24 protein-coding genes are annotated in these 26,711 nt (G+C 73.5%); 4 read left to right on the forward strand and 20 right to left on the reverse strand.

Features of this window, described 5'->3' with window-relative positions; translation table 11 throughout:
• Positions 1 to 3 precede the first annotated feature (3 nt).
• Both ACYVKX_RS16900 and ACYVKX_RS16905 read right to left on the reverse strand, forming a co-directional pair.
• Entirely contained in the window at positions 4 to 216 is a 213-nt protein-coding gene (locus tag ACYVKX_RS16900; protein ID WP_460834818.1) for a DUF1918 domain-containing protein, read from the reverse strand.
• A gap of 40 nt (positions 217 to 256) precedes the next feature.
• Positions 257 to 814: a hypothetical protein gene (locus ACYVKX_RS16905; RefSeq protein WP_460834821.1), complete on the reverse strand. Its 558-nt coding sequence runs from the start codon at positions 812 to 814 to the stop codon at positions 257 to 259.
• 109 nt (positions 815 to 923) lie between these two features.
• Here ACYVKX_RS16905 and ACYVKX_RS16910 point away from each other — a divergent pair, with 109 nt between their 5' ends.
• Entirely contained in the window at positions 924 to 3,575 is a 2,652-nt protein-coding gene (locus ACYVKX_RS16910; protein WP_460834823.1) for a cation-translocating P-type ATPase, read from the forward strand.
• A gap of 9 nt (positions 3,576 to 3,584) precedes the next feature.
• Here ACYVKX_RS16910 and ACYVKX_RS16915 read toward each other — a convergent pair whose 3' ends face one another.
• The 3 genes from ACYVKX_RS16915 to ACYVKX_RS16925 form a co-directional block, all read right to left on the reverse strand.
• Entirely contained in the window at positions 3,585 to 3,791 is a 207-nt protein-coding gene (locus ACYVKX_RS16915) for a DUF1918 domain-containing protein (protein WP_460834825.1), read from the reverse strand.
• Between the two features lie 88 nt (positions 3,792 to 3,879).
• Complete coding sequence (locus tag ACYVKX_RS16920; RefSeq protein WP_460834827.1) at positions 3,880 to 4,287, reverse strand: Hsp20/alpha crystallin family protein; 408 nt, start codon at positions 4,285 to 4,287, stop codon at positions 3,880 to 3,882.
• 168 nt (positions 4,288 to 4,455) lie between these two features.
• Positions 4,456 to 5,472 (reverse strand): zinc-dependent alcohol dehydrogenase family protein, encoded by a 1,017-nt coding sequence (locus tag ACYVKX_RS16925; protein WP_460834829.1) that lies wholly within the window; start codon positions 5,470 to 5,472, stop codon positions 4,456 to 4,458.
• A gap of 164 nt (positions 5,473 to 5,636) precedes the next feature.
• Between ACYVKX_RS16925 and ACYVKX_RS16930 the strand changes: the two genes are divergently transcribed.
• On the forward strand, positions 5,637 to 7,013 hold the full coding sequence (locus tag ACYVKX_RS16930) for an MBL fold metallo-hydrolase RNA specificity domain-containing protein (RefSeq protein WP_460834831.1): 1,377 nt from the start codon (positions 5,637 to 5,639) through the stop codon (positions 7,011 to 7,013).
• A 103-nt stretch (positions 7,014 to 7,116) separates the two neighbouring features.
• Here the strand turns inward: ACYVKX_RS16930 and ACYVKX_RS16935 are convergent, their stop codons facing one another.
• The 3 genes from ACYVKX_RS16935 to ACYVKX_RS16945 are packed head-to-tail and all read right to left on the reverse strand — an operon-like array spanning position 7,117 to position 9,979.
• The gene (locus ACYVKX_RS16935; protein ID WP_460834834.1) at positions 7,117 to 8,145 is read right to left on the reverse strand and encodes a class I fructose-bisphosphate aldolase; all 1,029 of its coding nucleotides are present in this window, start codon (positions 8,143 to 8,145) and stop codon (positions 7,117 to 7,119) included.
• 9 nt (positions 8,146 to 8,154) lie between these two features.
• Positions 8,155 to 9,024: a universal stress protein gene (locus ACYVKX_RS16940; protein ID WP_460834836.1), complete on the reverse strand. Its 870-nt coding sequence runs from the start codon at positions 9,022 to 9,024 to the stop codon at positions 8,155 to 8,157.
• A 16-nt stretch (positions 9,025 to 9,040) separates the two neighbouring features.
• Positions 9,041 to 9,979 (reverse strand): universal stress protein, encoded by a 939-nt coding sequence (locus ACYVKX_RS16945; RefSeq protein ID WP_460834838.1) that lies wholly within the window; start codon positions 9,977 to 9,979, stop codon positions 9,041 to 9,043.
• Between the two features lie 230 nt (positions 9,980 to 10,209).
• Between ACYVKX_RS16945 and ACYVKX_RS16950 the strand changes: the two genes are divergently transcribed.
• Positions 10,210 to 10,932 (forward strand): hypothetical protein, encoded by a 723-nt coding sequence (locus ACYVKX_RS16950; RefSeq protein ID WP_460834841.1) that lies wholly within the window; start codon positions 10,210 to 10,212, stop codon positions 10,930 to 10,932.
• Positions 10,933 to 10,940: 8 nt separating this feature from the next.
• Here the strand turns inward: ACYVKX_RS16950 and ACYVKX_RS16955 are convergent, their stop codons facing one another.
• The 8 genes from ACYVKX_RS16955 to ACYVKX_RS16990 all read right to left on the reverse strand — a co-directional run bounded on the left by ACYVKX_RS16955 (position 10,941) and on the right by ACYVKX_RS16990 (position 20,599).
• Positions 10,941 to 12,194, reverse strand: coding sequence for a M24 family metallopeptidase (locus tag ACYVKX_RS16955; RefSeq protein WP_460834844.1), 1,254 nt, complete (start codon positions 12,192 to 12,194; stop codon positions 10,941 to 10,943).
• 41 nt (positions 12,195 to 12,235) lie between these two features.
• Positions 12,236 to 13,627, reverse strand: coding sequence for an NAD(P)/FAD-dependent oxidoreductase (locus tag ACYVKX_RS16960; RefSeq protein WP_460834847.1), 1,392 nt, complete (start codon positions 13,625 to 13,627; stop codon positions 12,236 to 12,238).
• On the reverse strand, positions 13,624 to 15,306 hold the full coding sequence (locus tag ACYVKX_RS16965; RefSeq protein ID WP_460834961.1) for an amidohydrolase: 1,683 nt from the start codon (positions 15,304 to 15,306) through the stop codon (positions 13,624 to 13,626). Before ACYVKX_RS16965 ends, ACYVKX_RS16960 begins: the two co-directional genes overlap by 4 nt.
• A 2-nt stretch (positions 15,307 to 15,308) precedes the next feature.
• On the reverse strand, positions 15,309 to 16,457 hold the full coding sequence (locus ACYVKX_RS16970; RefSeq protein WP_460834850.1) for an ABC transporter ATP-binding protein: 1,149 nt from the start codon (positions 16,455 to 16,457) through the stop codon (positions 15,309 to 15,311).
• 2 nt (positions 16,458 to 16,459) lie between these two features.
• A complete protein-coding gene (locus ACYVKX_RS16975; RefSeq protein ID WP_460834852.1) occupies positions 16,460 to 17,263 on the reverse strand; it encodes an ABC transporter permease in 804 nt (267 codons plus the stop codon).
• Positions 17,260 to 18,165, reverse strand: a complete 906-nt coding sequence (locus ACYVKX_RS16980) for an ABC transporter permease (protein WP_460834854.1) — start codon at positions 18,163 to 18,165, stop codon at positions 17,260 to 17,262. The genes ACYVKX_RS16975 and ACYVKX_RS16980 overlap by 4 nt, the downstream gene beginning before the upstream one ends.
• A 9-nt stretch (positions 18,166 to 18,174) precedes the next feature.
• Positions 18,175 to 19,257, reverse strand: a complete 1,083-nt coding sequence (locus tag ACYVKX_RS16985) for an extracellular solute-binding protein (protein WP_460834857.1) — start codon at positions 19,255 to 19,257, stop codon at positions 18,175 to 18,177.
• A 76-nt stretch (positions 19,258 to 19,333) separates the two neighbouring features.
• Positions 19,334 to 20,599, reverse strand: a complete 1,266-nt coding sequence (locus ACYVKX_RS16990) for a M24 family metallopeptidase (protein ID WP_460834859.1) — start codon at positions 20,597 to 20,599, stop codon at positions 19,334 to 19,336.
• Positions 20,600 to 20,732: 133 nt separating this feature from the next.
• Between ACYVKX_RS16990 and ACYVKX_RS16995 the strand changes: the two genes are divergently transcribed.
• Complete coding sequence (locus ACYVKX_RS16995) at positions 20,733 to 21,281, forward strand: Lrp/AsnC family transcriptional regulator (RefSeq protein ID WP_460834860.1); 549 nt, start codon at positions 20,733 to 20,735, stop codon at positions 21,279 to 21,281.
• Positions 21,282 to 21,315: 34 nt separating this feature from the next.
• Here ACYVKX_RS16995 and ACYVKX_RS17000 read toward each other — a convergent pair whose 3' ends face one another.
• From ACYVKX_RS17000 to speB, 4 genes are all read right to left on the reverse strand, one after another.
• Complete coding sequence (locus ACYVKX_RS17000; RefSeq protein WP_460834861.1) at positions 21,316 to 22,527, reverse strand: saccharopine dehydrogenase family protein; 1,212 nt, start codon at positions 22,525 to 22,527, stop codon at positions 21,316 to 21,318.
• A 1-nt stretch (position 22,528) separates the two neighbouring features.
• Positions 22,529 to 23,962 carry a gamma-aminobutyraldehyde dehydrogenase gene (locus ACYVKX_RS17005; RefSeq protein WP_460834862.1) on the reverse strand — a complete coding sequence of 478 codons (1,434 nt, stop codon included), beginning with the start codon at positions 23,960 to 23,962 and terminating at the stop codon, positions 22,529 to 22,531.
• Between the two features lie 71 nt (positions 23,963 to 24,033).
• The gene (locus ACYVKX_RS17010) at positions 24,034 to 25,626 is read right to left on the reverse strand and encodes an amidohydrolase (RefSeq protein WP_460834863.1); all 1,593 of its coding nucleotides are present in this window, start codon (positions 25,624 to 25,626) and stop codon (positions 24,034 to 24,036) included.
• Positions 25,623 to 26,624 (reverse strand): agmatinase, encoded by a 1,002-nt coding sequence (gene speB / locus ACYVKX_RS17015; RefSeq protein ID WP_460834864.1) that lies wholly within the window; start codon positions 26,622 to 26,624, stop codon positions 25,623 to 25,625. The genes ACYVKX_RS17010 and speB overlap by 4 nt, the downstream gene beginning before the upstream one ends.
• Positions 26,625 to 26,711 lie beyond the last annotated feature (87 nt).

A 26,711-nucleotide genomic window follows, 5' to 3' on the forward strand; every position in this document is an offset into this window, starting at 1 on the left:
GGACTACTCCGCGTCGTACTCCGGCGGGTAGCTCGGGCCGGCGTGCTCGATGTCGGCGTCGACCGGCGGGAACATGAGCGTCTCGTGTCCCGAGTCCTGCCAGCGGACCCAGTACGGCGGGTGGCCATCGCGGTGGTCGCCGGCGATCACCTCCGCCACGCGCACCGTCGCGGGAAGCTCCCGCACGATGATCCGGTCGCCCTTGAACGCGTACATGCTCCGACTCTCCTTAGCCTCGATTTGCCTCGATCGATGTCTACCGGTCCTGCGGCTCGCGCCAGCCGGCGCGCACGAGCAGCGCCTCGAAGCCCTGCGGGTCCCGGCGCTCGATCTCGTCCAGCAGGAGGGCGCGCTCCTGCACGAGGACGAGCGCGGCCGCCGCGTCGCCGCCCTCGCGCAGCTCCCGGCCGGTCCGGTGCCACCGCCGCTCGAGCTCGCGGGCCGGCAGCCGCTGGACCTGGACGGCGGTGCGCACCGGTCGGGGCCCGGGCAGGCGGCCGGCCAGCCACTCGAGCAGGAGCGGGCACAGGGCGCCGAGCACGGCCAGCACCAGCAGCGACCACGGCCCCATCAGCCGGGGCAGTCCCAGGAGCATCGTGGCCCCGACCGCGGACCAGAGCGCGGCCTGGCCGACCACTCGCCACCGCCGCTGCGGGTCCTCGACCCACGAGAAGGCGGTCACGGCGACCGCCACGGAGATCGCGGCGACCGCACCGAGCATCGCGGGCCAGCCGATGCCGACACCTCCGGCGACCAGGGCGACCGTCGCCAGGATCGCGACCACCGCCTGCCACGCGCTCCGGTACGTTCTCATGCCCCCCACGGTCCTCGGGCCCCGGCCCGCCACGTAGGGCCGATGGACTCACGCTCGACGGGACCTCCGGCCGCGGTGCGGCCGGGCCCGCGGTGTGACCGTGGGGCCCATGGGACCCGAGCTGCTGCTGCGGCCGCTCCCGGCCGTGCTCGCCGAGCTCACGACCACGTCCGAGGGGCTCGGTGCCGCCGAGGCGGCCGCGCGGCTGGAGCGGTACGGCGCCAACGAGCTGGTCGCGCACGGCGGGCCGTCGTTCCTCGGCGCCCTGGTCCGCCAGCTCGTCCACCCGCTCGCGCTGCTGCTCTGGCTCGCCGCCGCCCTGGCGCTCGGCACCCAGGCCGTCGTCCTGGGCGTCGCGATCCTGCTCGTGATCGCCCTCAACGCCGCCTTCGCGCTGGTCCAGGAGCGCCACGCCGAGCACGCCGTCGCGGCGCTCGGCGCCTACCTGCCGCCGCGCGCGGTGGTGCTCCGGGACGGGCGGCGTACTGCCGTCGAGGCACGCGCCATCGTCCCGGGCGACGTCGTCGTGGTCGAGGAGGGCGACGCGATCTGCGCGGACGCCAAGCTGATCGCCGGCACGGTCGAGGTCGACCTCTCCGCCGTCACCGGGGAGTCGGTGCCGGTCGTGCGCTCGGCCGACTCGCCCGTGGACGCACACCGCCTGGTCGACGCCCCCGACGTCCTGCTCTCCGGCACGACCTGCACGTCCGGGGAGGGAGCCGCCGTCGTCGTGGCGACCGGCATGGCCACCGAGCTCGGCCGGATCGCCGGGCTGAGCGGACGCACGACCCAGGAGCCCAGCCCCCTCGAGCGCCAGGTGCGCCGGGTGGCCTGGCTGATCGCCGCCGTCGCGGTCGGCGTCGGGCTCGCCTTCCTGCCCCTGGGCACGCTCTCGGGTCTCGGCCTCGCGGACGCCGCCGTGTTCGCGATCGGGCTGCTCGTCGCCAACGTCCCCGAGGGCCTGCTGCCGACCATCACCCTGGCGCTGGCCGTCGGGGTCGCCGACCTCGCGCGCCGGGGCGGGCTCGTCAAGCGGCTGAGCGCGGTCGAGACCCTCGGCTCGACCGACGTGATCTGCACGGACAAGACCGGCACGCTGACCCAGAACCGGATGCAGCTGCACAGCACCTGGGACGCGACCGCACGCCACTCGCCCGAGCCCCTCGTGCGCGCGGCCCTGGCGCGGGTGCTGGGCTCGTGCACCACGGCGGACGTCGCCTCGGGGATCGGGGACCCCACCGAGCTCGCCCTGCTGCGCGCCGCCGAGCAACTGGGCGGCGCGGCGCCGCCGCCGGAGCGCCGCGACGCGACGTACCACTTCGACCCGCGGCTGCGGCTGATGTCGGTCATCGTGCCGGCCGAGCCGGGCGACGACCTGATCCTCACCAAGGGCGCGCCCGAGGCGGTGCTCGACCGGTCCGCCTCGGTGCTGCTGCCCGACGGCACCACCGACCCGCTGACGACCTCGGGCCGGCAGGCGCTCGACGCGCGCCTGCGCGAGCTGGCCGGACGCGGGCTGCGGCTGATCGCGTGCGCGTGGCGCGACATCGCGCCGCCCGGCGGGCCGCCCGAGCGCGCCGAGGTGGAGCGCGACCTGGTGCTGCTCGGTTTCGTCGCCCTCTCCGACCCGATCCGCGACGCGGTGCCGGACGCCGTGGCGCGGGCCCACGACGCCGGGATCACCGTCCACGTCATCACCGGCGACAACGGGGCCACCGCGGCCGCGATCGCCGCCTCGGCCGGCATCTGCCGGGGCGGCCGGCCCGAGGTGGTCTCGGGCGCGGACCTCGAGACCTACGACGACGAGCGGCTCGACGCGCTGCTCGCCGGGGGCCGGGAGATCGTGTTCGCCCGCAGCTCGCCCGAGGACAAGCTGCGGATCGCGAGCCGGCTCCAGGCGGCCGGGCACGTCGTGGCGATGACCGGCGACGGGGTCAACGACGCGCCCGCGCTGCGGAAGGCCGACATCGGCGTCGCGATGGGCCGCGGCGGCACCGACGTCGCCCGCGAGGCGGCCACCATGGTGCTGACCGACGACGACTTCGCGACGATCATCAGCGCGGTCGAGTCGGGGCGGCGGGTCTACGACAACGTCCGCAAGTTCATCCTCTACATCTTCGCCCACGCCGTACCGGAGATCCTGCCGTTCCTGCTGTTCGCGCTCTCGGGCGGCGCGATCCCCCTCGGCCTGACCGTCGTGCAGATCCTGATGATCGACCTCGGCACCGAGACGCTCCCGGCACTGGCGCTCGGGCGCGAGGCCCCGGAGCCCGGGCTGATGTCCCGTCCGCCGCGGGAGCGCCGCGAGGGCATCATCACCAGACAGATGCTCCTCCGCGCGTGGGCCGTGCTCGGCGTGACCTCGGCCGTCCTCGTCGTGCTCGGCTTCCTCGGCGTGCTGTGGTCGGCCGGCTGGCGGCCCGGCGACCCGACCGGTCCCGGGAGCGCGCTGCACGAGACCTACCTGCGCGCGACCACGATGACCTTCGCGGGCATCGTGGCCTGCCAGGTCGGCACGGCGCTGGCGGCCCGGACCGACCGGGTGTCCCTGCTCGCCGTCGGGCCGCTGTCGAACCGGCTGCTGCTGGCCGGCATCGCGTTCGAGGTCGCCGTGACGGCCGTGGCGATCTACCTGCCGGCCGCCCAGGCCGTCCTCGGGACGCGGCCCCTGCGCCTCCCCGAGCTGGCGATCCTCGCCTGCTTCCCCGTGGTCGTCTGGGGCGTCGACGAGCTCTACCGGCTCGGCCGGCGGCGCCGCTGACCGGCGCCCTCAGCCGCCGGCGCGCGGACCGTCGAAGTGGTGCACCTCGGCGTCCGGCCCGGGGAAGAACAGGCTCTCGTGGTCGGAGTCCGACCAGCGCACGACGTACGGCGGCGCGCCGTCTGGCCGGCGCACCCCGACCACCTCGCCGTCCCTGACCGGGCCGCCGGTCCGGGCGCTGCGGACGATGATCCGGTCACCCACTGCTGCGAACATCTCCTCCACCTCCACTTCTCGTCGTGGCTGCGGCGACGGCCCCCGCGGCGTGTCGCGGGGGCCGACTCCTCACCCGGACGCCGGGGACTCACTCCACGGGGAGCTCCCGGTGCGTGACCGGGATCCGCGTCGGCGCCGGGCGAGTCCGCGCCGGCAGCGACACCGTGAGGACGCCGTCCGCGTAGCTGGCGCGGACGTCCTCGGGTGTCGTTCCGGGCGGAAGGGCGATGAGCCGCTCGAAGCTGCCGTACCGGAGCTCGGTGTGGTACTCGTCGTGCTCCTCCTCGCGGCGCTGACCGCGCAGGTGCAGCGTGCTCCCGTCCACCGTGAGCTCGATGTCCTCCTGCGGATCCACGCCCGGGATGTCCGCGCGGATGATCCGGCGGCCGTCCTCGATCCACTCCTCGACCCGCACCTCCGGCTCGGTCTCGGCGCCGAGCCATGTCATGACCTCACCGAGGACCGACTGGCCGGTGCGGCGTTCCACGCTCTGCATGTCGTGCTCCTCTCCAGGTCTCCTCCAGGTCTCCTCCAGGTCTCCTCCAGCACACTCCCGGCACGGTCCCGGGCACAGGGGCCAAGGTCATCGCCGGCCTGCGCCGGAGGTCACCGCCGAGGGCGCGGACACCGCAGCGTTCGTCCCGGGCCCGGGACGGACCTTCGGTCAGCCGGCCACGAGCACCGCCGAGCCGCCGAACCGGCCCGCGGCCAGGTCGGCCAGGGCGCGGTCCGCCTCGTCGAACGGGTAGGCGACGACGTGCGCCCGGACGCCCAGCCGGCCGGCCAGGCCGAGCAGTTCCTCGCCGTCGCGGCGGGTGTTCGAGGTGACCGTCCGCAGGTCGCGCTCGTAGAAGAGGTGGCGCTGGTAGTCCAGGCGCGGCACGTCCGACATGTGGATCCCGGCCAGCGCGAGGGTGCCGCCGCGGCCGAGGGCCTCGAGGGCGACCGGCACGAGGTCGCCGGCCGGCGCGAAGACGATGGCGGAGTCCAGCGGCTCGGGCGGCCGGGCGTCCGACGTACCGACCCACGCCGCGCCGAGCTCCCAGGCCAGGGCCCGGGCCTCCTCCCCGCGGGTCATCACGAAGAGCTCCGCGCCCTGGGCGAGCGCCACCTGCGCGGTGATGTGCGCGCTCGACCCGAAGCCGTAGAGGCCCAGCCTCCCGCCCGGCGGCAGGCTCGCCCGCACCAGCGACCGGTAGCCGATGATGCCGGCGCACAGGAGGGGCGCGATCTCGGCCGCGGGCACGGTCGCGGGCAGGCGGTAGGCGAACGCCTCGGGCACCACGGCCTGCTCCGCGAACCCGCCGTCGGCGTCCCAGCCCGTGTACGCCGAGGCCGGGCAGAGGTTCTCGCGGCCGCTGCGGCACCACCGGCAGGACCCGCAGGTCCCGCGCAGCCAGGCCACGCCGGCCCGGTCGCCCACCCGGAACCGGTGCGCGTCCACGCCGCACTCGCGCACCCGGCCGACCACCTGGTGGCCGGGGACGACGCCGGCACGACGCGGCGCCAGGTCGCCCTCGGCGAGGTGGAGGTCGGTCCGGCAGACACCGCAGGCCTCGACGTCGAGGAGCACCTCGCCGGGCCCGGGCTCGGGGATCGGGCGCACGGCCGGCCGGAGCGGGCCGGTCGCGATCGGGCCGGGCCGCTCGACGACCCAGCACCGCATCGACCCCGCAGCCATCGTCGGCCTCCCGTCATCATGCCGAGTGTCGGGCGCGCGACCCGGACGAGCAACCTCCCCTCCACGCTGTCGTCGTGGACGGGCCGGGAGCAGGGCCGAAGGTCATCGCGTCCGCCGGACCAACCGCCCTGTCCGCGCGGGGCCTCGGCGGCGAGGGTGGGGCCATGACCAGCCCGATGCTCTCCTTCCTCGGCGCCGCCGGCACGGTGACCGGCAGCAGGTTCGCGGTCTCGGCCCTCGACGGCGACGTCCTCGTCGACGCCGGCCTCTACCAGGGTCTCGCGGAGCTTCGGCGCCGCAACTGGGAGCCGATCGGCCTGGCCGCCGCGGACCTCGACGCGGTCGTCGTCACCCACGCCCACCTCGACCACTGCGGCTACCTCCCGCGCCTGGTGCGCGACGGGTTCCGGGGGCCCATCCGGTGCACGCCGGAGACCGCCGAGCTCGTGGCGATCGTGCTCCGCGACAGCGCCCACCTGCAGGAGGAGGATGCGCGGCTCGCCAACGAGGGCGGCTACTCCAAGCACCGCCCGGCTCTGCCGCTCTACGACCTCGGCGACGTCGAGCACACCCTCCCGCTGCTCGCCCCGGTGGAGCACGACACCGGGCTGGACCTGGCGCCCGGCGTCACCGCGCTGCTCACCCCCGCCGGGCACATCCTCGGGTCGTCGTGCGCGCTGCTCGACGTCGACGGCCGTCGGGTCGTGTTCAGCGGCGACCTCGGCCGCGGCACCCACCCCCTGCTGCGTCCGCCCGGCCCGCGCCCGGTCGCGGGCACGGTCGTGGTCGAGTCGACCTACGGCGACCGGCGGCACCCGCCCGCCGACCCCGATCTCCTGGCCGACGCCGTGCGCCGCACCATCGGGCGCGGCGGCTCGGTGCTGATCCCCGCCTTCGCGGTCGACCGCACCGAGCTCGTGATCATCGAGCTGCACCGGCTGATGGCGAGCGGGCGGATCCCGCGGGTCCCGGTCCACCTGGACAGCCCGATGGCCCTGGCCGCCCTCGCCGTCTACCGTCGGGCCTTCGACGCCGGCCCGCCCCAACCGCCGGGCTCCCCGGACCTCCGGGTCGCGATCGACGGGCTCGGGCTGCACGCGGTCCCCGACGCGGCCGGCTCGATCCGGCTCAACCGGCCCTCGGCGCCCTGCATCGTCATCTCCGCCTCCGGCATGGCCACCGGCGGCCGGGTGGTGCACCACCTCGCCCACCAGCTGCCCGATCCGCGCAATTGCGTCGTTCTCACCGGCTACCAGGCCGTCGGCACCCGTGGTCGACAGCTCCTGGACGGCGTACGCCAGCTCAAGATGCACGGGCGGTACGTCCCCGTGCGGGCCGAGGTCGTGGACGTCCCGGCGTTCTCCGTGCACGCCGACGCCGACGAGCTGATCGGCTGGCTGGCCTCGGCGAGCCCGCCGGAGGTCGTGTACGTCGTGCACGGCGAGCCCCGCGCGTCGGCCGCCCTGGCCCGGCGGATCGGCGACGAGCTGGGCTGGTGCGCGGTCGTCCCGCGGCCCGACGAGCGGGTCCGCCTCGACTGAGTCGTCGACCGGTCCGGCCCGGGACCGGGACGTCGGCCCTCCCCCGGCCGGCCCGGGACCCTACCGCGGTGGGCGGGGCCGCCCGCCGTCGTGCCGGACGAGGTCAGCGGGCGCCGGCCAGGAGCTCCATCGCGGGCTCGTAGGAGCCGTACCGCGCCGCGCCGTTCAGCGCCGCCCGCTCCAGCAGCACCCGCTGCGCGGCCTCCCGGTTGGCGTCGTCCCCCTGCCAGGCCCGCAGCACGGGAGCCTGCAGCGCCCGGCCGAAGGAGAAGCTCAGCTCCCAGGGCTGGGGCAGGTGCCGGTTCAGCGCGTCGAGCCGTGCGGTGGCCTGCTGCTCGGTCTGCCCGCCCGAGAGGAACACGATGCCGGGCACGGCCGCTGGCACGCAGTCGCGCAGCACGTCGAGGGTGCGCCGCGCGATCGCCTCGTCACTCACCGGCTCGGCGGACTCCGATCCCGGCAGCACCAGGTTGGGCTTGAGCAGGGTGCCCTCCAGGTCCACCCGGTGCCGGGCGAGCTGGTCGTAGACGGCGCGCAGCACGGTCGCGGTCACCCGGGCGCACCGCTCGATCGAGTGCGGCCCGTCCATGAGGACCTCCGGCTCGACGATCGGGGTGAGGCCGGCCTCCTGGGCGAGCGCGGCGTACCGCGCCAGGCCGTGGGCGTTCGTCTGGATGCACGTCGCGGACGGCCGACCGGGGCCGATGCGGACGACGGCGCGCCACTTGGCGAAGCGGGCCCCGAGGTCGACGTACTCCGCGAACCGCTCGCGCAGCCCGTCGAGGCCCTGCGTGACCACCTCGTCGGGGAAGCCCGCGAGCGGCGTGGTGCCGGCGTCCACCTTGATCCCCGGCAGGATGCCGGCGTCCAGCAGGACCCGCGCGAACGACGTGCCGTCGCCCGCGCGCTGCCGGATCGTCTCGTCGAAGAGGATGACCCCGCTGATGTGCTCCGCGAGGCCCGGTGTCGTGAGCAGCAGCTCCCGGTAGTCGCGACGCACGGGCTCGGTCGACTCCAGGCCGACGGCCGCCAGCCGCCTGGCCATGGTCGGGGTGCTCTCGTCGGCGGCGAGGATCCCCTTGCCCGGTGCCACCAGCGCTCGGGCGGTGCGAACGATCGACGTCGGTCTCATGGGTCCTCCTCAGGTCCGGTCGACGACCATCACGGGGCACTCCGCGTGCCGCAGGACGGCGCGGGTGACGGGTCCGAGATGGACGCCGTGACGGCGGTGCTCGGGGCGCCGGCTCAGCACGACGACCACCGAGCGGCGGCTGGCGGCGACCAGCGCGTCCGCGGGTCGCGCCCACCGCACGGCACGGGTGATCCCGGTGCCCGGATCGAGCCTGGCCAGGCCCGCGCGCAGCTCCGCGTCGGCCTCGAGCGTCCACTGCCTGCGGGTGCGGTCGACGAGCAGCGTGTCCTGGTAGGGCTCCGCGAGCCACATCGCGAACAGGACCGCGAGCTCCCGGCCGCTCGCCGCGGCGTACGCCGCCGCGGCCTCGACCTGGCCCACCGGGTCCGCGGGGCGGTCGACGCCCACCGTCACCGGGAGCTCCCCGGCGGCCGGCGTCCAGCCGGCCGGCACGACGACCACCGGCGCGGCCGCGTGCGCGGCCACCCGGGTGGAGGTCGACATGGTCAGCAGCCGCTCGAGCCGATCGCGCGCCCGCCGCTCGAGGACGACCAGGTCGCGCCCGCCGGCCCGGTCCGCGATGGTCGCGGCGACCGGCCCGGTCAGCAGCCCGGTGCCCACCGGCACCTCGCCGTCCAGCCGCGGCCGGATCCGGTCGGCCGCGTCGGTCAGGACGGACCGGCCGACCTGCTGCAGCGCCAGGTCGAGCGACTGGACCTCGCCGGGGAACGACGGCAGGGCGACCATCGAGTGCACGACGTGCAGCAGCTCGACCCCGGTGCCGCGGCGCAACGCCTCCCCGGCCGCGAAGTCCAAGGCGCCGTCCCGCACCCCCTCGGGCCCGACGGCGACGACGACTCCGAGCTCGTTCGACCTCACGACGACTCCTCCCGGGTCACTTCAGGAGCTGACCCTCGGCCTCCACGACCAGCGCGGGCAGCTCCGGGACCTCTGTCGGCGAGACGACCAGGATGGGGCACTCCGCCGTGCGGAGCACCGCACGCGCCGTGCTCCCCAGATGCATGGCCGACGGAACCCCGTGGCATCGGCGCACGATGACCAGCAGGTCAGCCGATCCCGACGCCTCGACCAGGGCGTGGCCCGGGCGGTCGTGGACGATGCGGACCTCGATCTCGACGCCCGGGTACGCCGCGCGCCACGGCCGCAGCAGCCCCTCCATCTCGGCGGTGCCCTCGCGTTCGAGCCGCTCCTGGGCGACGCGCGCCTCGATGATGTCGTCGTACGCGCTCGGGAGGCGCCAGGCGTGCAGGACGACGAGCTTGGCGGCCCGTGCCGCGGCCACCTCGACCGCGTGGCCGAGCAGCTCGTCGGCGTGCGCCGGCGACTTCACCCCGACGAGCACCACGCCGTGCTCCTGCGCGGCGTCCTCGTCCCCGTCCTCGTGCCACCGCGGCGGCACCTCGACGACGGGCACGGGCGCGCGGGCCGCAGTGCGGGTCGCGGTGTCCCCGCCCACCACCCGGTGCAGGAGGGGCCGGTCGTCCCGGCCGAGGACCAGGACGCGCGCGCGCTCGGCCGCCCGGATGAGCTCGGTCGACCGCAGACCGTGGCGCAGCCAGGCGTCGACCCGCAGGTCCGGCGCCCGCCGGCGCACCTCGTCCTCGACCCGGGCGAGGACGGCGGTGCCGGCCTCGGTCAGCTCGCCCGGTGTCAGTGGCACCAGCGGCGAGATGGGGACGTAGTCGGGCACGACGTGGACGAGCCTCAGCGGTCCGCCGGAGCGCCGGCACTCCTCGACCGCGTAGCGCAGGGCGCCGCCGTTCGCGGCGGTGCCGTCGACGCCGACGACCACCGTGCCGGTGCTGGCGTTCATGGCCTCCTCCTCAGCCGACGGCCACTCCTGGCCTCCCTCTCATCCTCGGCCGAGCGGCGCGGGCGGCGTAGGGACCAAGGGCCCGTCCGGCCGGGGTCGATGGGCGCTCGCGAACGGACGCGGACATCCGCGGGAGCGAGTCAGCGGGCGGGGACCCACCAGTCGACGGTCGTCCCCTCTCCGGGCTCCAGCACGACGGGGTCACCAACTCCCCCGCGAGCCTCGCGGCGGTGCCCGGTGTGGTCACGACACTGCGGCGGCGCGGGTACTGCTTCGCCTCGCTCGGCACCGACGGCGCACCGGTGCCGCCGGTCCCGCTCGCGACGATCGGCGCCGAGCGCTCGCGCATCCGCGAGGGCGAGCGGGTGCGGCTGACCGTCCGGCTCGACCGGCCGACCAGCCGTGCGGTCCGCGTGCGCACCACCGCCGGCGCGGTGACGATCCCGCGCGGACAGCGGTCCGCCGGGCTCTGGTTCCGTGCGAGGCAGGACCGCGTCGACGAGGCGGTCGAGGAGCGGGGCTTCGAGGTGACCGGCGGCCGTGGCGTCCGTCCGGGCCGGAGCACACAGGCGCAGGTGCGCGTGCGCGACGACGACCCGCCGCCCGTCGTCTCGATCGGCGACACGACCGTCACCGCGTCACCGCTGCTCGCGGTGCCGGCGCGCATCGGCGTGCGCCTCGACCGACCGAGTGACCGGCCCACCCGCGTCGTCGTCCGCAGCGACCTCGGCCGGATGCTCGTCACCGTGCCCCCGCGTTCGACGCGGGCGACCGGCACGCTCACCGTGCCGGTCGGCCGGCCCGCCCAGGACGTCCGCGAGGTCGCCCTGCGCGCCGGCGGCGCCACCGCCGCCCTGACGATCCGTCCGCCCGACCAGACCTGGCTCCAGGCCGCCCGCGCGGCGGTGGCGCAGGTGCGCTGGCCGGACGCGCGGTTGCCCCGGCTCTTCTGAGTACGGGGTCAGACCGGCACGGCGAGGATCTCGTAGGGGATCCTCGACAGGGTGCGCGTGCCGGAGGTCTGGTAGACGACCGTGTCGAGCAGCGCGAGGCCGATGATGCTCTCGTAGTTGGTGACCAGCCCGTCCTCGATCACGCCCTCGGCGTCCTCGGAGTTGACGGTGAACAGCCACTCCCCGACCCAGTCCGGCGGGAAGCTGATGCCGAGCTCGTAGCCGCCGACCCAGTACTGACTGTTCAGGTCCCAGACCCCGACCTCCTGGTAGTACTCGCGCAGGGCCCGGTTGACGTCGGCGACCGGGGTGCCGACCGTCGCGGTCGAGGTGAGTACGTCGTAGGCGTCGGCGAGGACGCTCATCAGATCCACCCCGACCTGCGGAGGCTCTCCGAGGTAGAAGACCGCGTTGCGGTTGGCGTGGTAGTGGTTGAAGACGCCGCACGGGTCGACCTCGATCCAGTCGCCCGCCTCGATGACCCGGCGTCCGGCGATGTGGTGGCCCAGGCCGCCCGCAGGTGTCGTCACGACGGCGAGCTCGTGCAGCGCGGCGGGCTCGCCGCCGGCCTCGGCCATCGCCTTGACCATCTCGGCCCATGCCTCGAGCTCGGTCATGCCCGGCGCCAGCACTCGCTGGAGATGCAGGATGCCGGCGTCGCAGATCTCGGCAGCCCTCTCGATGTAGGCGATCTCGGCGGCCGACTTGAGCCGCCGCACCCGGCGTACGGCGTCGGTGGCGTCGACGACGGTCGAGCCCCTCGCCGTCAGAGCGGCGTCGATCTGGGCGGCGACGGCCGGGTTCGGCACGTAGCTGTACTTCTCGACGCCGACCGTGGAGTCCAGCCAGCCCTCCGCGTCGAGCTCGCGCACGATGAAGTCGAGCATGCCGGCGCGCTCATAGCGCGGGAGCAGCCGGATGTCCTCGGCGATCGAGGTGCGCCGGATCATCTCCTCGTGCTCGTAGCCCTCGAACTGGATGAAGCGGTCGCTGTCGGCGCGCACCGCGATGCAGGTCAGCGGCCGCCACTGGCGCGGAGCGTGCGACTTGTACCAGCGCAGCGACAGGCCGCTGAGCCAGCACATCGCCTCCGGGGAGGACAGGATCACCGTGTCGATGCCGTCCTCGGTCATCGCCGCGCGGAGCTTGTCCAGCCGCGCGGCGTACTCCTCGCGGGTGAAGGGGATGTCGGGCTCGACGAGCCCCCGGTCGTGCTCGCCGGCGGTGATGAACGCGCGGATGGCGTCGAGGTCGACGGCCATGGGGTGCCTCCTGGCTGGTCGGGATCGGATGGTGGGGAGGGTCAGGAGTCGAAGCCGACGCCGAACCGGTCGAGCAGCCGCAGCCATGCGTTGCGACGACCGGTGACGTCCGCGCGGGCGAGCGACGAGCGGGTGAGCTGGATCGCCAGCCAGCGCAGCGGCTCCGGCGGGAACGGGACGGGGCGGCGCCGCACCATCGAGAGTTGGGTGCGTTCGGTGGCCCGTCCCTCGAGCAGATCCAGGCAGGTCTCGGCGGCGAAGCGGGTCGCCGCCACACCGAGGCCGGTGTGCCCGAGGGCATAGACGACCCGCCCGCCCATCGCCCTGCCGTAGAAGGCGAAGAAGCGGGTGCAGGTGTCGATGACGCCGCCCCACGCGTGGCTGAACCGGACGCCGTCGAGCGTCGGGAACGTGTCCGCGAACTGCCCGGCGAGCCGCTCGAAGGTCTCCTCGCGCCGCTCGAGCTCGGGGGCGATCCGGCTCCTGTAGTGGTAGATCGCGTCGTAGCCACCCCACAACACCCGGTCGTCGGCGGTCAGCCGGAAGTAGTGGAACCGGTTGCCGGTGTCGGTGACGCCCTCGCGACCCCGCCACCCGATCGCCTCCTTCTGGACCGCGTCGAGCGGCTCGGTGACCAGGGCGTAGTCGTACACGGGCACCGTGCGCCAGCGCAGCCTGCGCAGCGGCGAGGGGAATCCGTTGGTCGCCAGGGCCACCCGATCGGCGCGCACCTCGCCGTACGGCGTCCCGGCCCGGACCCTCCGCCCGCTCCGCCTCAGGCTCGTGCAGGGCGTGCCCTCATGGATGCGCACGCCGAGCCGCAGGCAGGCGTCGCGCAGCCCCCAGGCGAGCTTCGCCGGGTGCACCAGCGCGTTGGCGTCGGGCGCGAAGGTCCCTCCGACGAACCTCGGCGAGGCGATCCGCTTGGCGACCTCGTCGGCATCGAGCAGCGTCACGTCCACCCCGTGGCCGGCCGCCAGCCGCTGGACCTCCTCGAGCTCGGCGAGAGCGCGCGCGCTGGTGGCGACCGTGAGCTTGCCGGTGCTCTCGAACTCGCACTCGATCCCGTGACGCGTGAGATCCTCCTCGAGGCCGCGGAGGTTCTCGGCACCGAGGCGCTCCAACTCGACGCTCTCGCGGGGCCAACGGGAGTGGCCGTTCGCGAAGCCGTGGGTCAGGCTCGCCGACACGAACCCGCCGTTGCGACCACTGGCGGCACCGCCGACGCGGTCCGACTCGAGCAGGACGACGTCGCGATCCGGCCAGCGCTCCTTGGCCTTGAGCGCGGTCCAGAGCCCCTGGTAGCCACCACCGACCACCAGCAGGTCGGCCGTCGTGGCGCCCTCCAGGGACGGCAGCGGCGCGGGCCGGTCGACGGAGTCGAGCCAGTACGGCGTGCGGTGCGTTAGCGCCAGGGCTGCACGTGCCGTCATGGAGCGTCCGGCCCGTGCACCGGCCGGCCCGCGATCCAGGTCTGCTCGACCCCGGTCGTCCAGATCTCCTCGGTGGGGCCCGAGAAGGGGTCCCGGTCGAGGATCGCGAAGTCGGCGTACTTGCCGGGCTCCAGACTGCCGCGCTCGTGGTCGGTGCCGTTCACCCAGGCGCTGCCCATCGTGAAGGCGCGCAGCGCCCGCGACAGGCTGAGCCGCTCCTCGGGGAGGAACACGCCGTCCCCCGGCCGCCAGGTCGGGCTGTCGCCGGCCGGCGTCCGGTTCACCGCGACGTGCAGCTCGCGGAACGGCTCGGGGGTGGACACCGGCCAGTCGCTGCCGAAGGCGAGCACGGCTCCCGTGCGGTCGAGCGTCCCCCAGGGGTACTGCCATCCCGCCCGGCGCTCGCCGAGGAAGGGCATCGTCAGCTCGGTCATCTGCGGCTCCAGCCGAGCCCACAGCGGCTGCGCGTTCACCGCGACGCCGAGGCGGGCGAAGCGCCCGGCGTCGTCGGGGTGCATCACCTGGATGTGGGCGATGTGGTGCCGCAGCCGGCGCCCCGGGCTGGTCGACTGGATCAGCTCGACCATGTCCAGGCCCTCCCGCACCGCGGCGTCGCCGACCGCGTGGAAGTGGATCTGCTGTCCCGCCGCGTCGAGTGCGAGCACGATCTCGCGGAGCTCGTCGGCGTCGAAGAAGTGCAGTCCGTGGTCATGGGCGAGGCACTGGTGCACGTAGGCCTCGAGCATCGCGGCGGTGAAGTTCTCCGCCACCCCGTCGAGCATCATCTTGGTCGTCGTGAACCGCAGTCCCGGGCGGCTCAGCGTCTGCCGGGTGTCGACCATGGAGCCGACCTGGTCCACCACCGATCCCGCCCCGCGATCCCACCAGAGCGCTCCGGTGACGTCGCCGGTGAGCAGCCCCTCGTCGGACGCGCGGGCGTAGGTGCGCGCGATCTCGGGGAAGACCTTGGCGTCCTGCCAGCCGGTGATGCCGATGCTGTGCAGATAGGCCTGCGCGGTGAGCAGCGCCTCGAGCAGCTCGTCCTCCGTCGGTGCCGGCACCACCGCGTCGACCAGCCGCATGGCGCCCTCCTGGAGCGCACCGACGGCGTCGCCGGCCGCGTCCCGCTCGATCCGCCCGTCGGCGGGGTCGGGCGTGTCCCGGTCGATACCGGCCAGCTCGAGCGCCCGGGTGCTCACCCAGTAGGTGTGGCCGTCCCGGTTGGGCAGCACGGCCGGCCGGCCGCCGACGAGCGGGTCCAGCTCCGCTGCGGTCGGTACGCCGCCCGGGAAGGCGTCGAAGGACCAGTTGCCGCCGCGCACCCAGGCGTCGGCAGGCAGCGTGGCGGCGTAGGAGGCGATCGCCTCCGCGTACTGAGTCCGGTCCGTGAGCCGGCCGAGGTCGACCGACAGCATCTTCTGGCCGGCCGGGACGGGGTGGACGTGGGCGTCGATGAGGCCCGGGATGACGGTGCGCCCCTCGACGGAGACAATCCGGGTGCCGGGGCCGGCGAGGTCGCGGACGTCGTCGCCGCCGACCGCGACCAGGCGACCGCCGGCCACGGCGAGGGTGGTGGCCCAGGAGCCGGCGGCGTCGCCGGTCCAGATCCGGGCATCGGCGAGGACCACGTCGACCGGGCCGATCTCGGCGACGGTGCGGGTGATGGAGGGGGTCTGCATGCTCACGCGGTCGGCTCCTCGTCGACGGTGGGTGCGGTCAGATGGCAGGCGGCGGGGTCGATCCCGAGTCGGACCACGGCGCCGACCGCGAGGTCGCCGGCCGCGGCCTGGGGCACGAGCGCGGTGATCGGCCCGGTGTCGAGGCCGGTGTCGAGGCCGGTGGGCCGCGCGGTGACGCGCAGGTCGTCGCCGAGGAAGACGGTGTCCTCGACGACGGCCTCCAGCGACCAGCCGTGCGACACCGGGTCGAGTCGCACGTCGCGGGGTCGGATCGCCAGGGCGGCGCGTCCACCCGGATCGGCACCCGGCACCGTGTGCTCGACGCCCCCGAGCCGGACCCGCGTCCCGGATCCGTCCCGGGCGACGACGTCGACCGGCAGCACGTTCGCCCCCGCGAAGAAGGTCGCGGCGAAGGCGGTGCTCGGCCGCAGGTACATGTCCCGGACGGGTGCGCAGTCGACCAGCTCCGAGTCCGCCATCAAGGCGACCCGGTCCGCGAGCGACAGGGCCTCCTCACGGTCGTGGGTGACGTAGAAGATGGTGGTCGCGAACTCGCGGTGCACGCGGCGTACCTCGGCCAGCAGCTCCTGCTTGAGCGCCTTGTCGAGCGCACCCATCGGCTCGTCCATCAACAGCACCTTCGGCGAGTACGCCAACGCACGGGCGATGGCGACCCGCTGCTGCTGACCGCCCGAGAGCTGACGCGGGAGACGGTCGCCGTACGCCTCGAGGCGCATCCGGCCGAGCATCTCGTCGACCCGGGCGGCGCGGTCCGCTCTGGACCAGCGACGCATGCGCAGGCCGTACTCGATGTTCCTGCGCACCGTCAGGTGCGGCATCAGCGCGTAGTTCTGGAACACCATGCCGATCTCACGGTCCGCCGGGCTCAGCTGCGAGACGTCGCGGCCGAAGAGCGAGATCGAGCCCTCGGTGACGGTCTCGAAGCCGGCGATCATGCGCAGCAGCGTCGTCTTGCCGGAGCCACTCGCGCCGAGCACGGCGATCAGCTCACCCTGGCGCACGCTCAGGTCGACCGCGCTCACCGCCGTGACCTGGCCGTAGCGTTTCGTCAGCCCCCGCAACTCGACGGCGGGCCGCGACTCGGCGGCGGCTCCGGCGGCCGGGGTGAGCATCGGGTGTTCGTCGGTCATGGTCACGACCTTCTCCCTCGGGACGTGGCGAGCGGGACGGCGATCGCGGCCGTGGAGACCAGGATGATCAGGCTCGAGATCGCCGTGATGATGGGGTCGCTGCCGAACTGGACGGAGTCGAAGATGGCCTTCGGCAGCGTCTTCAGGCCGGGGCCACCCAGGAAGTTGATGAAGACCGACTCCTCGAACGCCTGCTGGAAGGACATCAGCAGCGCGCCGAGGAAGGCCGGCAGGAGCATGCGCAGCGTGACCCCGAGCCACACCCGCCAGCGGTCGGCGCCGAGGGTGAAGGCGACGAGCTCGAGGTCGAGCGACGCCGCGCGCAGGCCGGTCCCGCCGACCAGGACGACGAACGGCAGCGACAGCACGATGTTGACGATCACCAGGCCGTGGAAGGTGCCGAGCAGGCCGTACTGCGCAAACGCCGCGTACATCGCGACGGCGTACGCCGAGGACGGGATCGCCAGGCTCACCAGGCTGGCCTGCTCCAGCACCCCGCGCAGCGGCAGCCGCGTGCGGTGGACGGCCACGAGCAGGGCCGCGCCGACCGCGACCGTCGCGACCGCGCTCACCGCGGCGAGCCGGACCGACAGCCAGAGCGGCTGCAGCCACTCCTCGCTCCCAGCGAGCCGCGTGTAGCGCTCGACGCCCCAGCTCTGCGGCGGGAAGGAGATGGCCGGGTCGTCGGAGAACGACAGGACCACCGTCAGCACGACCGGGCTCAGCACGAGTACGACGGCCGCCGCGACCACGATGCCGCCGGTCAGCGACAGGGCCCGCTCGGACATCCGCTGCGGGCTGCTCACGAGATCACCCGCCGGAAGGCTCGGCCGCCCGCGACCATGAGCGCGAGCGCGAGCACCAGCAGCGCGATGACGAGCACCACGGCCGAGGTGGCGGCGGCCGCGGGGTAGTCGAAGAGGGTGAAGATCTGCTGGCTGATGACGGTCGCGATGAACGGGGTCTGCAGTCCGCCGAGGAGGATCGGCGTGACGTAGAAGCCGATGGAGAGGACGAACACCAGAGCCGCGGCGACCAGGACCCCGCCCCGCACCAGGGGCCACACCACGGTGACCAGCGCCCGGCCCCGACTCGCTCCCAGCACCGAGGCCGACGCGAGGAGATCGCGGTCGACGCCGCGGAAGACGGAGTAGAGCGTCAGCACGGCGTACGGCAGGAGCGAGTAGGCGATGCCGTACACCACCGCGAACTTGGAGTAGAGCAGCGACAGCGGCTGGTCGATCACGCCGAGGTCCAGCAGGACCGTGTTCACCGGGCCGTTGGCGACCAGGAGCAGCAGCACGGAGTAGTTCTTGACGACCATGCCCATGGTGAACGGGATCAGTGCGGTGAGCCAGACGAGGAACCGCAGCCAGCCGCGGGTGCTGGTGTGGAGCGTCCAGGCGAGCACCGAGCCGACGCCGATGGTGGCCGCGGTGACGATGAGGCTGTCGGTCAGCGTCGTGACCAGCGCGCGCCGGCTGACGTCGTCGCGGAAGACGTCGGCGTAGCGGCTCATGCCGGCACCGCCGGAGCTGGCGTCGATGAAGACCTGCGCGACGGGCATCACGACGAACAGCGCCACGAGCGCGACCGCCGGCAGGGCGAGGAGGAGCCCCAGCAGCCGGCCGCCGTACGGCGACCAGGGCCGTCCCCCGGTGCCGGGTCCGCGCTCGGCGGTCCCGGCACCGGTGCTGCTGGTGGTCACGGCAGCCACTCAGCCGCCCTGGATGATCTGGTTGAGCCCGGAGTCGATCGCCTTCTGGTTCTCGACGTACCACGGGAAGTCCTGCTGACCGAGCTTCTCGAAGTTGGCCGGGTAGTCCGCGAGCCGCTGGGCGACGTCGGCCGGCATCAGGTCGAGCGCGTCGGGGCTCGGCACGCTGTACTGCATCTCCTCGGCCCACTTGGCCTGGGCCTCGGGGTTGGCGACCACCCAGTCGAGGAACCTGGCGGCTGCCTCGGGGTTCGGGGCGTCGGCCACCTGGGCGGTGTAGCCGGGGTCGTAGGTGCCGGCCCAGTTGATGGTCAGCGGCGTACCGGAGTCCTGCACGCTGTAGGCGCGGCCGCTGTACATGATGATCATGTCGACCTCGCCCTGGCGCAGCAGCTGCTCCTGCTGGTCACCGGAGGTGTAGAACACCTTGATGTCGGGCTTGAGGTCGCGCAGCGGCTGCAGCAGGGTGTCGACGTCCTGCGGCAGGTCGACGCCGGCCGCCTCGGCCAGGATCGACGTCGTCTGGCTGGGCGAGGCGCCCGGGAAGGCACGGGTGCCGGGGAACGCCTGGGGGTCGAAGAACTCCGGGACCGTCGTCGGGCACTCGACATCCTCGCGACAGGCGATGATGTAGCCGAGGTTGGCGTAGGTGAAGCCGAAGTCGCTGACCTTGTCCTTGCCCAGCGCGTCGGAGTACGTCGCCTTCTGCTGGTCGGTCAGCGGCTCGAGCAGGTTCATGCTGTCGAGGACGAACGCGTCCGCCGCGCCGAGGCTGTCCATGACGTCCCACTGCATGGTGCCGGCGTCGCGCTGCGCCTGCAGCTGGGTCACCTGGGTGCCCGGCACGTCGACGATCTGGACCTTGATCCCCGTCTCCTCGGAGAACGGGTCCGCGAGGTACTTCTGGGTCGTCTGGGTGAACCGGCCGCCCCAGCTCGCGATGACGAGGGTGCCGTCGCCACTCCCCGAGTCATCGGAGCTGTCGGTGCCCGATCCGGGCTCGGTGGCCGGCGAGCTGCAGGCGGCGAGCAGGGCGAGCGCGGCCAAGCCCGCGGGCACGGCCGGGATCAATCGTCGGGTCATGAGTGCTCCTGGTGATGTGGTGGGGCGGGGTGTCGGGTCGGGTGGTGCGGTCTCGAGACGATCGAGGAGTGGCCGGTCACGGGTCGACCACGATCAGCTCGTGCGGGAGGCTCGACAGGGTGCGCGCCCCGTCCTCCTCGTAGACGAGCGTGTCGATGAGGGAGAAGTGCACGATGCTCTCGAAGTTCGTGACCATGCCGGCCTCGAAGACCTCGTCGGTCTCCTCGTCGGCGACGGTGAAGATCCAGTCGCCGACCCAGTCCGGAGGGAAGCTGAGGCCCAGCTCGTAGCCACCGATCCAGGTGTCGCCCCTGAGGTCCCAGAGGCCGACCTCCCGGTAATACTCCCGCAGCGCGGCGTTGACCTCGCGGACCGGCGTGCCGGCCGAGGCGCGGGCACGCAGCACGTCGTACGCCCCGGCCAGCCGGGCCATCAGGTCGAGGTACTGGGCGGGGGGATCGCCGATGAAGATGGTCCCGGTCCGGTTGGAGTGGTAGCGGTTGACCACGCCGCACGGATCGACGTTGAGCACCAGTCCGGGCTCGATCCGGCGGTGGCCGGCCCACGCGTGGCCTGCTCGCTGACCGAGGGAGGCGAACTCGTGCAGCGCGGCGGGCTCGCCACCGGCCGCGACCATCGCCGACATCATCGCCGCCCAGGCCTCCAGTTCGGTCATGCCCACGTGGAGCTGGGCGACCAGGCCGCGGATGCCCGCATCGGCGATCTCGGCGGCGCGCTCGATGCAGGCGAGCTCGGCGGGCGACTTGACCCGGCGCACGCGCCGGACGGCGTCGGTGCCGTCGACCACGGTGCAGCCGGCCGAGGCGAGGCCCGCGACCACCTCGGCATGCACGGCCGGGCTCGGCACGTAGCTGTAGCGCTCGAGACCGACCCGTCCGGCGAGCCAGCCCTCCGCACGCAGCTCGTCGAGGATGAAGCCGAGCATCCGGTCGCGCTCGTAGCGCGGCAGCAGCCGCACGTCGGGTGCCATCGACGTCCGCCGGATCACCTCGGCGTGCTCGGCACCGTCGAAGAGGATGAATCGGTCGTGGTCGACGTGGACGGCGGTAGTGATCAGCGGCCGCCACTGACGTGGTGCGTGCGCCTTGTACCACCGCAGCGAGAGGCCGTGGATCCAGCACTGGGCCTCGGGCGAGGAGAGCAGCAGCAGGTCGATGCCGTCGGCGGCCATCGCGGCCCGCAGCCGATCCAGGCGGGCGGCGTACTCCTCGTCGCCGAAGGGGATCACGGGCTCCGGCGCCATCCGCTCGGAGATCTCGGCGAGGAACGCCGCCAACTGGCGATCGGCCTGGCCGATCGCCGGGGCGGTGGTGGTGGCCATCGGCCCTCCTTCGCCGGATCCGCTAGATCCGTGTCCGTTGCTTACCGATTTCGCGATAGGATCACTCGTGCTTACCGATTCCCGCAAGTCTCTGGGCAAAATTTGTTGATTCCGCGTTACGGAGGTGTGAAATATGCGCGTGGCGCAGCAGTGGCTCGGTCAGGCCACGCCCCAGCTCGACGATGTGGACCGTCAGGTGATCGCCGCGCTCCAGGTCGAGGGGCGCCGCTCGTATGCGCGGATCGCCAGCGACATCGGAGTCAGCGAGAGCGTGATCCGCTATCGCGTCCAGCGGCTGGAGCGCTCGGGAATCCTCCAGGTGGTCGGCATCGCCAACCCCCTCCGGCTCGGATTCGACCTGATGGCGCTGATCCAGGTCAGCGTCGAGCCGGGCACGCTCGACGAGGTCGCCGCCCGCATCCGGGACTACCCGGAGGTGAGCTACCTGGCCGCGACCGCGGGCGGCTACGACCTGATCGTCGAGGTCGTCTGCCTCGACACCGCGCACTTCAAGGACCTGCTGAGCGGCCGCCTGCAGCAGGTGCCGGGGGTGCGGTCGACGTCGTCCTCGCTGGTGCTCGAGATCCACAAGATGGCCTACGGCTGGGGGGTCGGCGGCGAGCGGGCACCGATGGCCGACGACCCGACGGGCGCTCCTGCCGACCGGGCCTCCTCCGGGTAGAGGGCGGGTAGAGGGAGAGCGACCCGTCGGCAGGCTAGGAGAGCTCCTGCATCCCCCAGGGGCTGCCGTACTCGGTGAGCAGGTCGAGGAACGGCACCGCGTCGAACGCCTCGGGGCCGAGCACGCCGGCGCCGGTCCAGGTGCCGCGGGAGAGCAGCTCGAGCGCGACCACGGGGTTGATCGCGGTCTGCCAGACGACGCACTGGTGGCCGTACTCGCGCATGGTCCACTCGTTGTCGACCACGTGGTAGAGGTACGTCGACCGCTCGGCGCCGTCCTTGCCGCGGCCGGTCACCCAGAGGCCGGCGCAGGTCTTGCCCCGCATCCGCGGGCCGACCGTGGCCGGGTCCGGGAGCACCGCCGCGACCACGTCGCGCGGCGCGACCTCGACGCCCTTCACGCGCACCTTCTCGGTGCTGTCGAGGCCGAGGGTGTGCAGGACCTTGAGGATGTTGATGAACTCATCGCCCAGGCCGTACTTGAACGTCGCGCGCCTGCAGTCGACCCAGCGCGGCATGAGGAGCACCTCCTCGTGCTCGACGTTGACGCACTCGACCGGCCCGATGCCCTCGGGGAAGTCGAAGACCTCGGGCTCGGAGAACGGCGCCGTCGTGTGCCACCCCCCGTCCTGCCAGATCACCGGCGGGTTGAGGCACTCCTCGATCGTCGTCCACATCGAGAACGACGGCGCGAAGATCTCGTTGCCGGCGTCGTCGGTGACGACCAGGTTGGCGCCGTCGCGGGTGCCGAGCTCGTCGATCTCGCCGAACAGGTGGTCGGCGGCGTACCGCGCGAACACGTCGGAGAGCCCGGGCTCGACGCCGATGCCGACGAGCGCCAGCCGGCCGGCTCCCTCCCACTCCGACGCGGCCGCGAACTGCTCGTCCCCGAGCTTCACCCCGGTCCTCTCGTACGGCGCCGTCGGATGCGGCCGCGACAGGGACATCGCCATGTCGAGGTAGTCCGCGCCCGCGGCGAAGGCGCCGTCGAAGATCGGCATGTTGAACACCGGGTCGACCGCGTTCATGACGTGCGTGATGCGGTGCTCGCGGCACAGCGCCGCGACGGCCTCGGCCGACGATGCGTCGATCTGCGCGGCGACGTACCGCTCGTCGGTGGCGGCGGCCCGCTCCGCGCGCTCGAGGGAGTAGTCCGACACCACGATCGCCTCGAAGAAGTCTCGGCGGGCCGCGATGGCGGCGAACGCCGACCCGACGCCCCCGGTCCCGACCAGGAGGATCCTCACGTCACTCGCCGATGTAGGACATGACGTGCTTGATGCGCGTGTAGTCCTCGAGGCCGTACATGGACAGGTCCTTGCCGTAGCCGGAGTGCTTGAAGCCGCCGTGCGGCATCTCGCTGACGAACGGGATGTGGGTGTTGATCCACACCACGCCGAAGTCGAGCCCGCGCGACATCCGCATCGCGCGGCCGTGGTCCCTGGTCCAGACGCTGGAGGCGAGGCCGTACTGCACGCCGTTGGCCCAGCGCAGCGCCTCGGCCTCGTCGGTGAACCGCTGCACGGTCATCACCGGGCCGAAGATCTCGCTCTGGATCTGCTCGTCGTCCTGCCGCAGGCCGGAGAGCACGGTCGGCTCGTAGAAGTAGCCGACGCTGCCGTGGCGGGCGCCGCCGGTCTCGAGGTTCGCGTGGTCGGGCAGCCGGTCGACCATGCCGGCGACGCGGTCGAACTGGCCCTGGTTGTTGAGCGGACCGTAGTAGGTGTCCGCGCTGGCCGGGTCGCCGGTCGGCATGCCCTTCGCGGCCTCGGTGAGCGCGGCGACGAACTCGTCGTGGACGCCCGGCGCGGCGAGCACCCGGGTCGCGGCGGTGCAGTCCTGGCCGGCGTTGAAGAGCCCCGCGCCGGCGATGCCCTCGGCGGCCTTCTCGATGTCGGCGTCGTCGAAGACGATGACCGGCGCCTTGCCGCCCAGCTCGAGGTGCACGCGCTTGAGGTCGTGGGACGCCGACTCCGCGACCTCCATGCCGGCGCGGACCGAGCCGGTGATCGCGACCATCTGCGGGGTCTTGTGCGCGACCAGCGCGCGGCCGGTGTCGCGGTCGCCCGTCACGACGTTGAGTACGCCGGGCGGCAGGAACTCCTGGGCCAGCTCGGCCAGCAGCGTGGAGCTGGCGGGCGTGGTGTCGCTGGGCTTGAGCACGATCGTGTTGCCGCCCGCGAGCGCCGGGGCGATCTTCCAGATCATCATCAGCAGCGGGTAGTTCCACGGGGTCACCTGGCCGACCACGCCGACCGGCTCGCGGCGGATCCACGAGGTGTGGTCGGCCAGGTACTCGCCCGACGAGCGGCCCTCGAGCACCCGCGAGGCGCCGGCGAAGAAGCGGAAGTGGTCCGCGGCGTACGGCATCTCCTCGTCCATGGTCAGGCCGAGCGGCTTGCCGGTGTCCTTGCACTCGACGGCGTTGATCTCCTCGACCCGCGCCTCGATCGCGTCGGCGATCTTGAGCAGCGCCTCGGAGCGCTCCCGGGGCGTGGTGCTCCCCCACGACTCGAACGCCGCGGCGGCCGCGGCGTACGCGCGGTCCACGTCCTCGGCGTCCGACCTCGGCGCCTGGGCGTACACCTCCCCGGTCGTCGGGTCGAGGATGTCGTAGGTCTCCCCCGACACGCTGTCGACGAGCTCACCGTTGATGACGTTCTGGAATCTCTGGTCGGCCATGCAGGCGAGCCTAGTGACCCCGCAACGGAATCTGTAGGGGGTACCCGGGTTGTCACGCGGATTTCGTTGATTCAGCCCGCGAAGACGGGCTTTCCGTCGATCCAGGTGGACACGACCCGGGCCTCGTGGATCTCCTCCGGCGGCCCCGCGAACGGGTCGCGGTCGAGCACGACCAGGTCGGCGACCGCGCCGGGCCGGAGCACACCGGCGTCGTCGCGGTGGTTGGCCCACGCCGAGCCCGAGGTGTACGCCGCCCAGGCGGTCTCCAGCGACAGCGCCTGCTCGGGGAGGAACGCCTCCCGGTCGCTGTCGGGGTCGCCCCCTGGGTCGCGCCGGGTCACGCCGACATGGATCGCCTGGAGCGGATCCGGGGTGCTGACCGGCCAGTCGCTGCCGCCGACCAGCCGGGCGCCGGCGCGGTGCAGGTCGCCGAAGGGGTACTGCCAGCGGCAGCGCTCCTCCCCCAGGAACGGGATCGTCAGGTTGGCCATCTGGTCGTCGAGGCAGGCCCAGAGCATCTGCAGGTTCGCGGCGACGCCCAGCCGCGCGAACCGCGGCAGGTCGTCGGGGTGGATCAGCTGGAGGTGCGCGACGTGGTGGCGCCGGACCGGGTCGGTGCCCTCGAGCGCGTCGAGCGCCTCGCGGACGCCGCGGTCGCCGATCGCGTGCACATGCACCTGGAAGCCGGCGGCGTCCAGCGCCCGCACCGCGTCCCGGACCGCCTCGGCGGTGAGGAACGAGTGGCCGCGGTTGTCGGTCGCGTGCCCGCACCGGTCCAGGTAGGGCGCGAGCATCGCGGCCGTGCCGTTCTCGGCAACGCCGTCCTGCATGATCTTCACGGTCGTCGCGCGGAACCGCCCCGCGGTCATGGTCTCCCGCCGCCCGACCAGGTCGGCCACCTGCTCGACGCCGAGCTGCCGCTCCCACCACAGCGCGCCGACGACGTGCGAGACCAGGTCGCCGGCGGCGGCCGCCGCCTGGTAGGTCGCCGCGGGGTCGTCCATGCCGGAGTAGGCGCCGACGATCGCGTCCTGCCACGACGTCACGCCGACCGAGTGCAGGTAGGACTGCCCGGCCAGCAGCGCCGCGTAGTAGTCCTCGCCGGTCGCGCTCGGGACGAACCGCGACACCAGCGAGGTCGCGCCCTCCTGCAGCGTGCCGCTCGGCCGGCCGTCGGCGTCGCGCTCGATCCGCCCGTCCGGCGGGTCCGGTGTGTGCTCGTCGACGCCGGCGATCTCGAGCGCGCGGGTGTTGACCCACGCGCCGTGGTGGTCCCGGTTCGGGAGGTACGCCGGACGGCCGCCCGTCACCGAGTCCAGGTCGGCCGCGGTCGGCGTGCCGCCCGGGAACGCCGGCATCGCCCAGCCGCCGCCGAGGATCCACTCCGCGTCCGGGTTCGCATCGGCGTACGCCTCGATCGTGGCGAGGTAGCCCTCGCGGGTGCTCTCCTCGGACAGGTCGCAGCGCAGCCGCTCGAGGCCGCCCTGGATCGGGTGCACGTGGGCGTCGGTGAACCCGGGCGAGAGGAACGGGACCTCGACGACCTCGTCCCCCTCGAGCCCGTCGCCGACCGCGACGATCCGGCCGGCCTCGACCAGGACGTCCACGCGGCCGGCGTACCGCTGCCCGTCGAAGGCGGCTCCGGCGCGGAGCAGGACGCTCATCGGCCCTCCAGCAGGGGGCCTGCGGGGTCGTGGCCGATGCCGTGCTTGCGGGCGGCGAGCCCGGAGAGCGCCTCGAGGCAGACCCGGTTGGCGAGGTAGGCGGTGATCTCCGCGTGATCGTACGGCGGCGACACCTCGACCACGTCGATGCCCGCGACCGGGAGCTCGCGGCAGATCCGGCGCACCGCGTCGAGCAGCTGGCGCGAGGAGAGCCCGCCGGGCTCCGGGGTGCCGGTGCCGGGTGCGTGGCCGGGGTCGCAGACGTCGATGTCGACGGAGAGGAAGACCGCGTCGCAGTCGTCGAGCGCGATCTCGAACGCCTCGTCGAGGCACTCCTCGAGTCCGCGCCTGCCGATCTCGGTCATCTCGTAGGAGCGCATGCTCTGCTCGGCCATCCAGTCCAGTGTCTCGGGGCCGGGCCAGTAGCCGCGCAGCCCCAGCTGGAGGAACCGGTCCCCGCGCAGCGCCCCCGACTCGATCAGCCGGCGCATCGGCTGGCCGTGGCCGTAGAGCGAGCCGAACTCGATGTCGCCGGTGTCGGCGTGGGCGTCGAAGTGGATCATCGAGACTCGGCCGTTGCCGTGGTGCCTCGCGACGCCGGTCGCGTCGGGCAGGGCGATCGAGTGGTCGCCGCCCAGCACCAGGGGGATGGCGCCGGAGGCCGCGACCCGGTAGACCGCCTCCTCGAGGGCGCCGAGCGCCCGCTCGATCTCGCCGGGCGGCATCTCGACGTCGCCGGCGTCCACGACGCGCAGGTCCCGCAGCGCGTCCACGCGCAGGGCGAGGTGCGGGCGCGAGCCGTCCTGCGGCAGGTAGTCGGTCTGCCGGATCGCCATCGGGCCGAAGCGGGTGCCCGGCCGGTGCGACGTACCGCCGTCGAACGGCGCGCCGAGGACGACCACGTCCGCGCCCGCGAGCGCGGCGGCGTCGTCGAGGTCGACCGGGGCGACGCCGAGGAAGGTGATGTCGGGACCGAACTGCGCGCCGTACCTCGTCATGCGCACATCCTGTCACGGTGACCTGCTTCGGATTCCGCCGAAATCACAGGTGATCACGACGGATTCACTTGCCTTTGCCCCTCTCGG

It is taken from the genome of Nocardioides hungaricus (genome assembly GCF_054782915.1).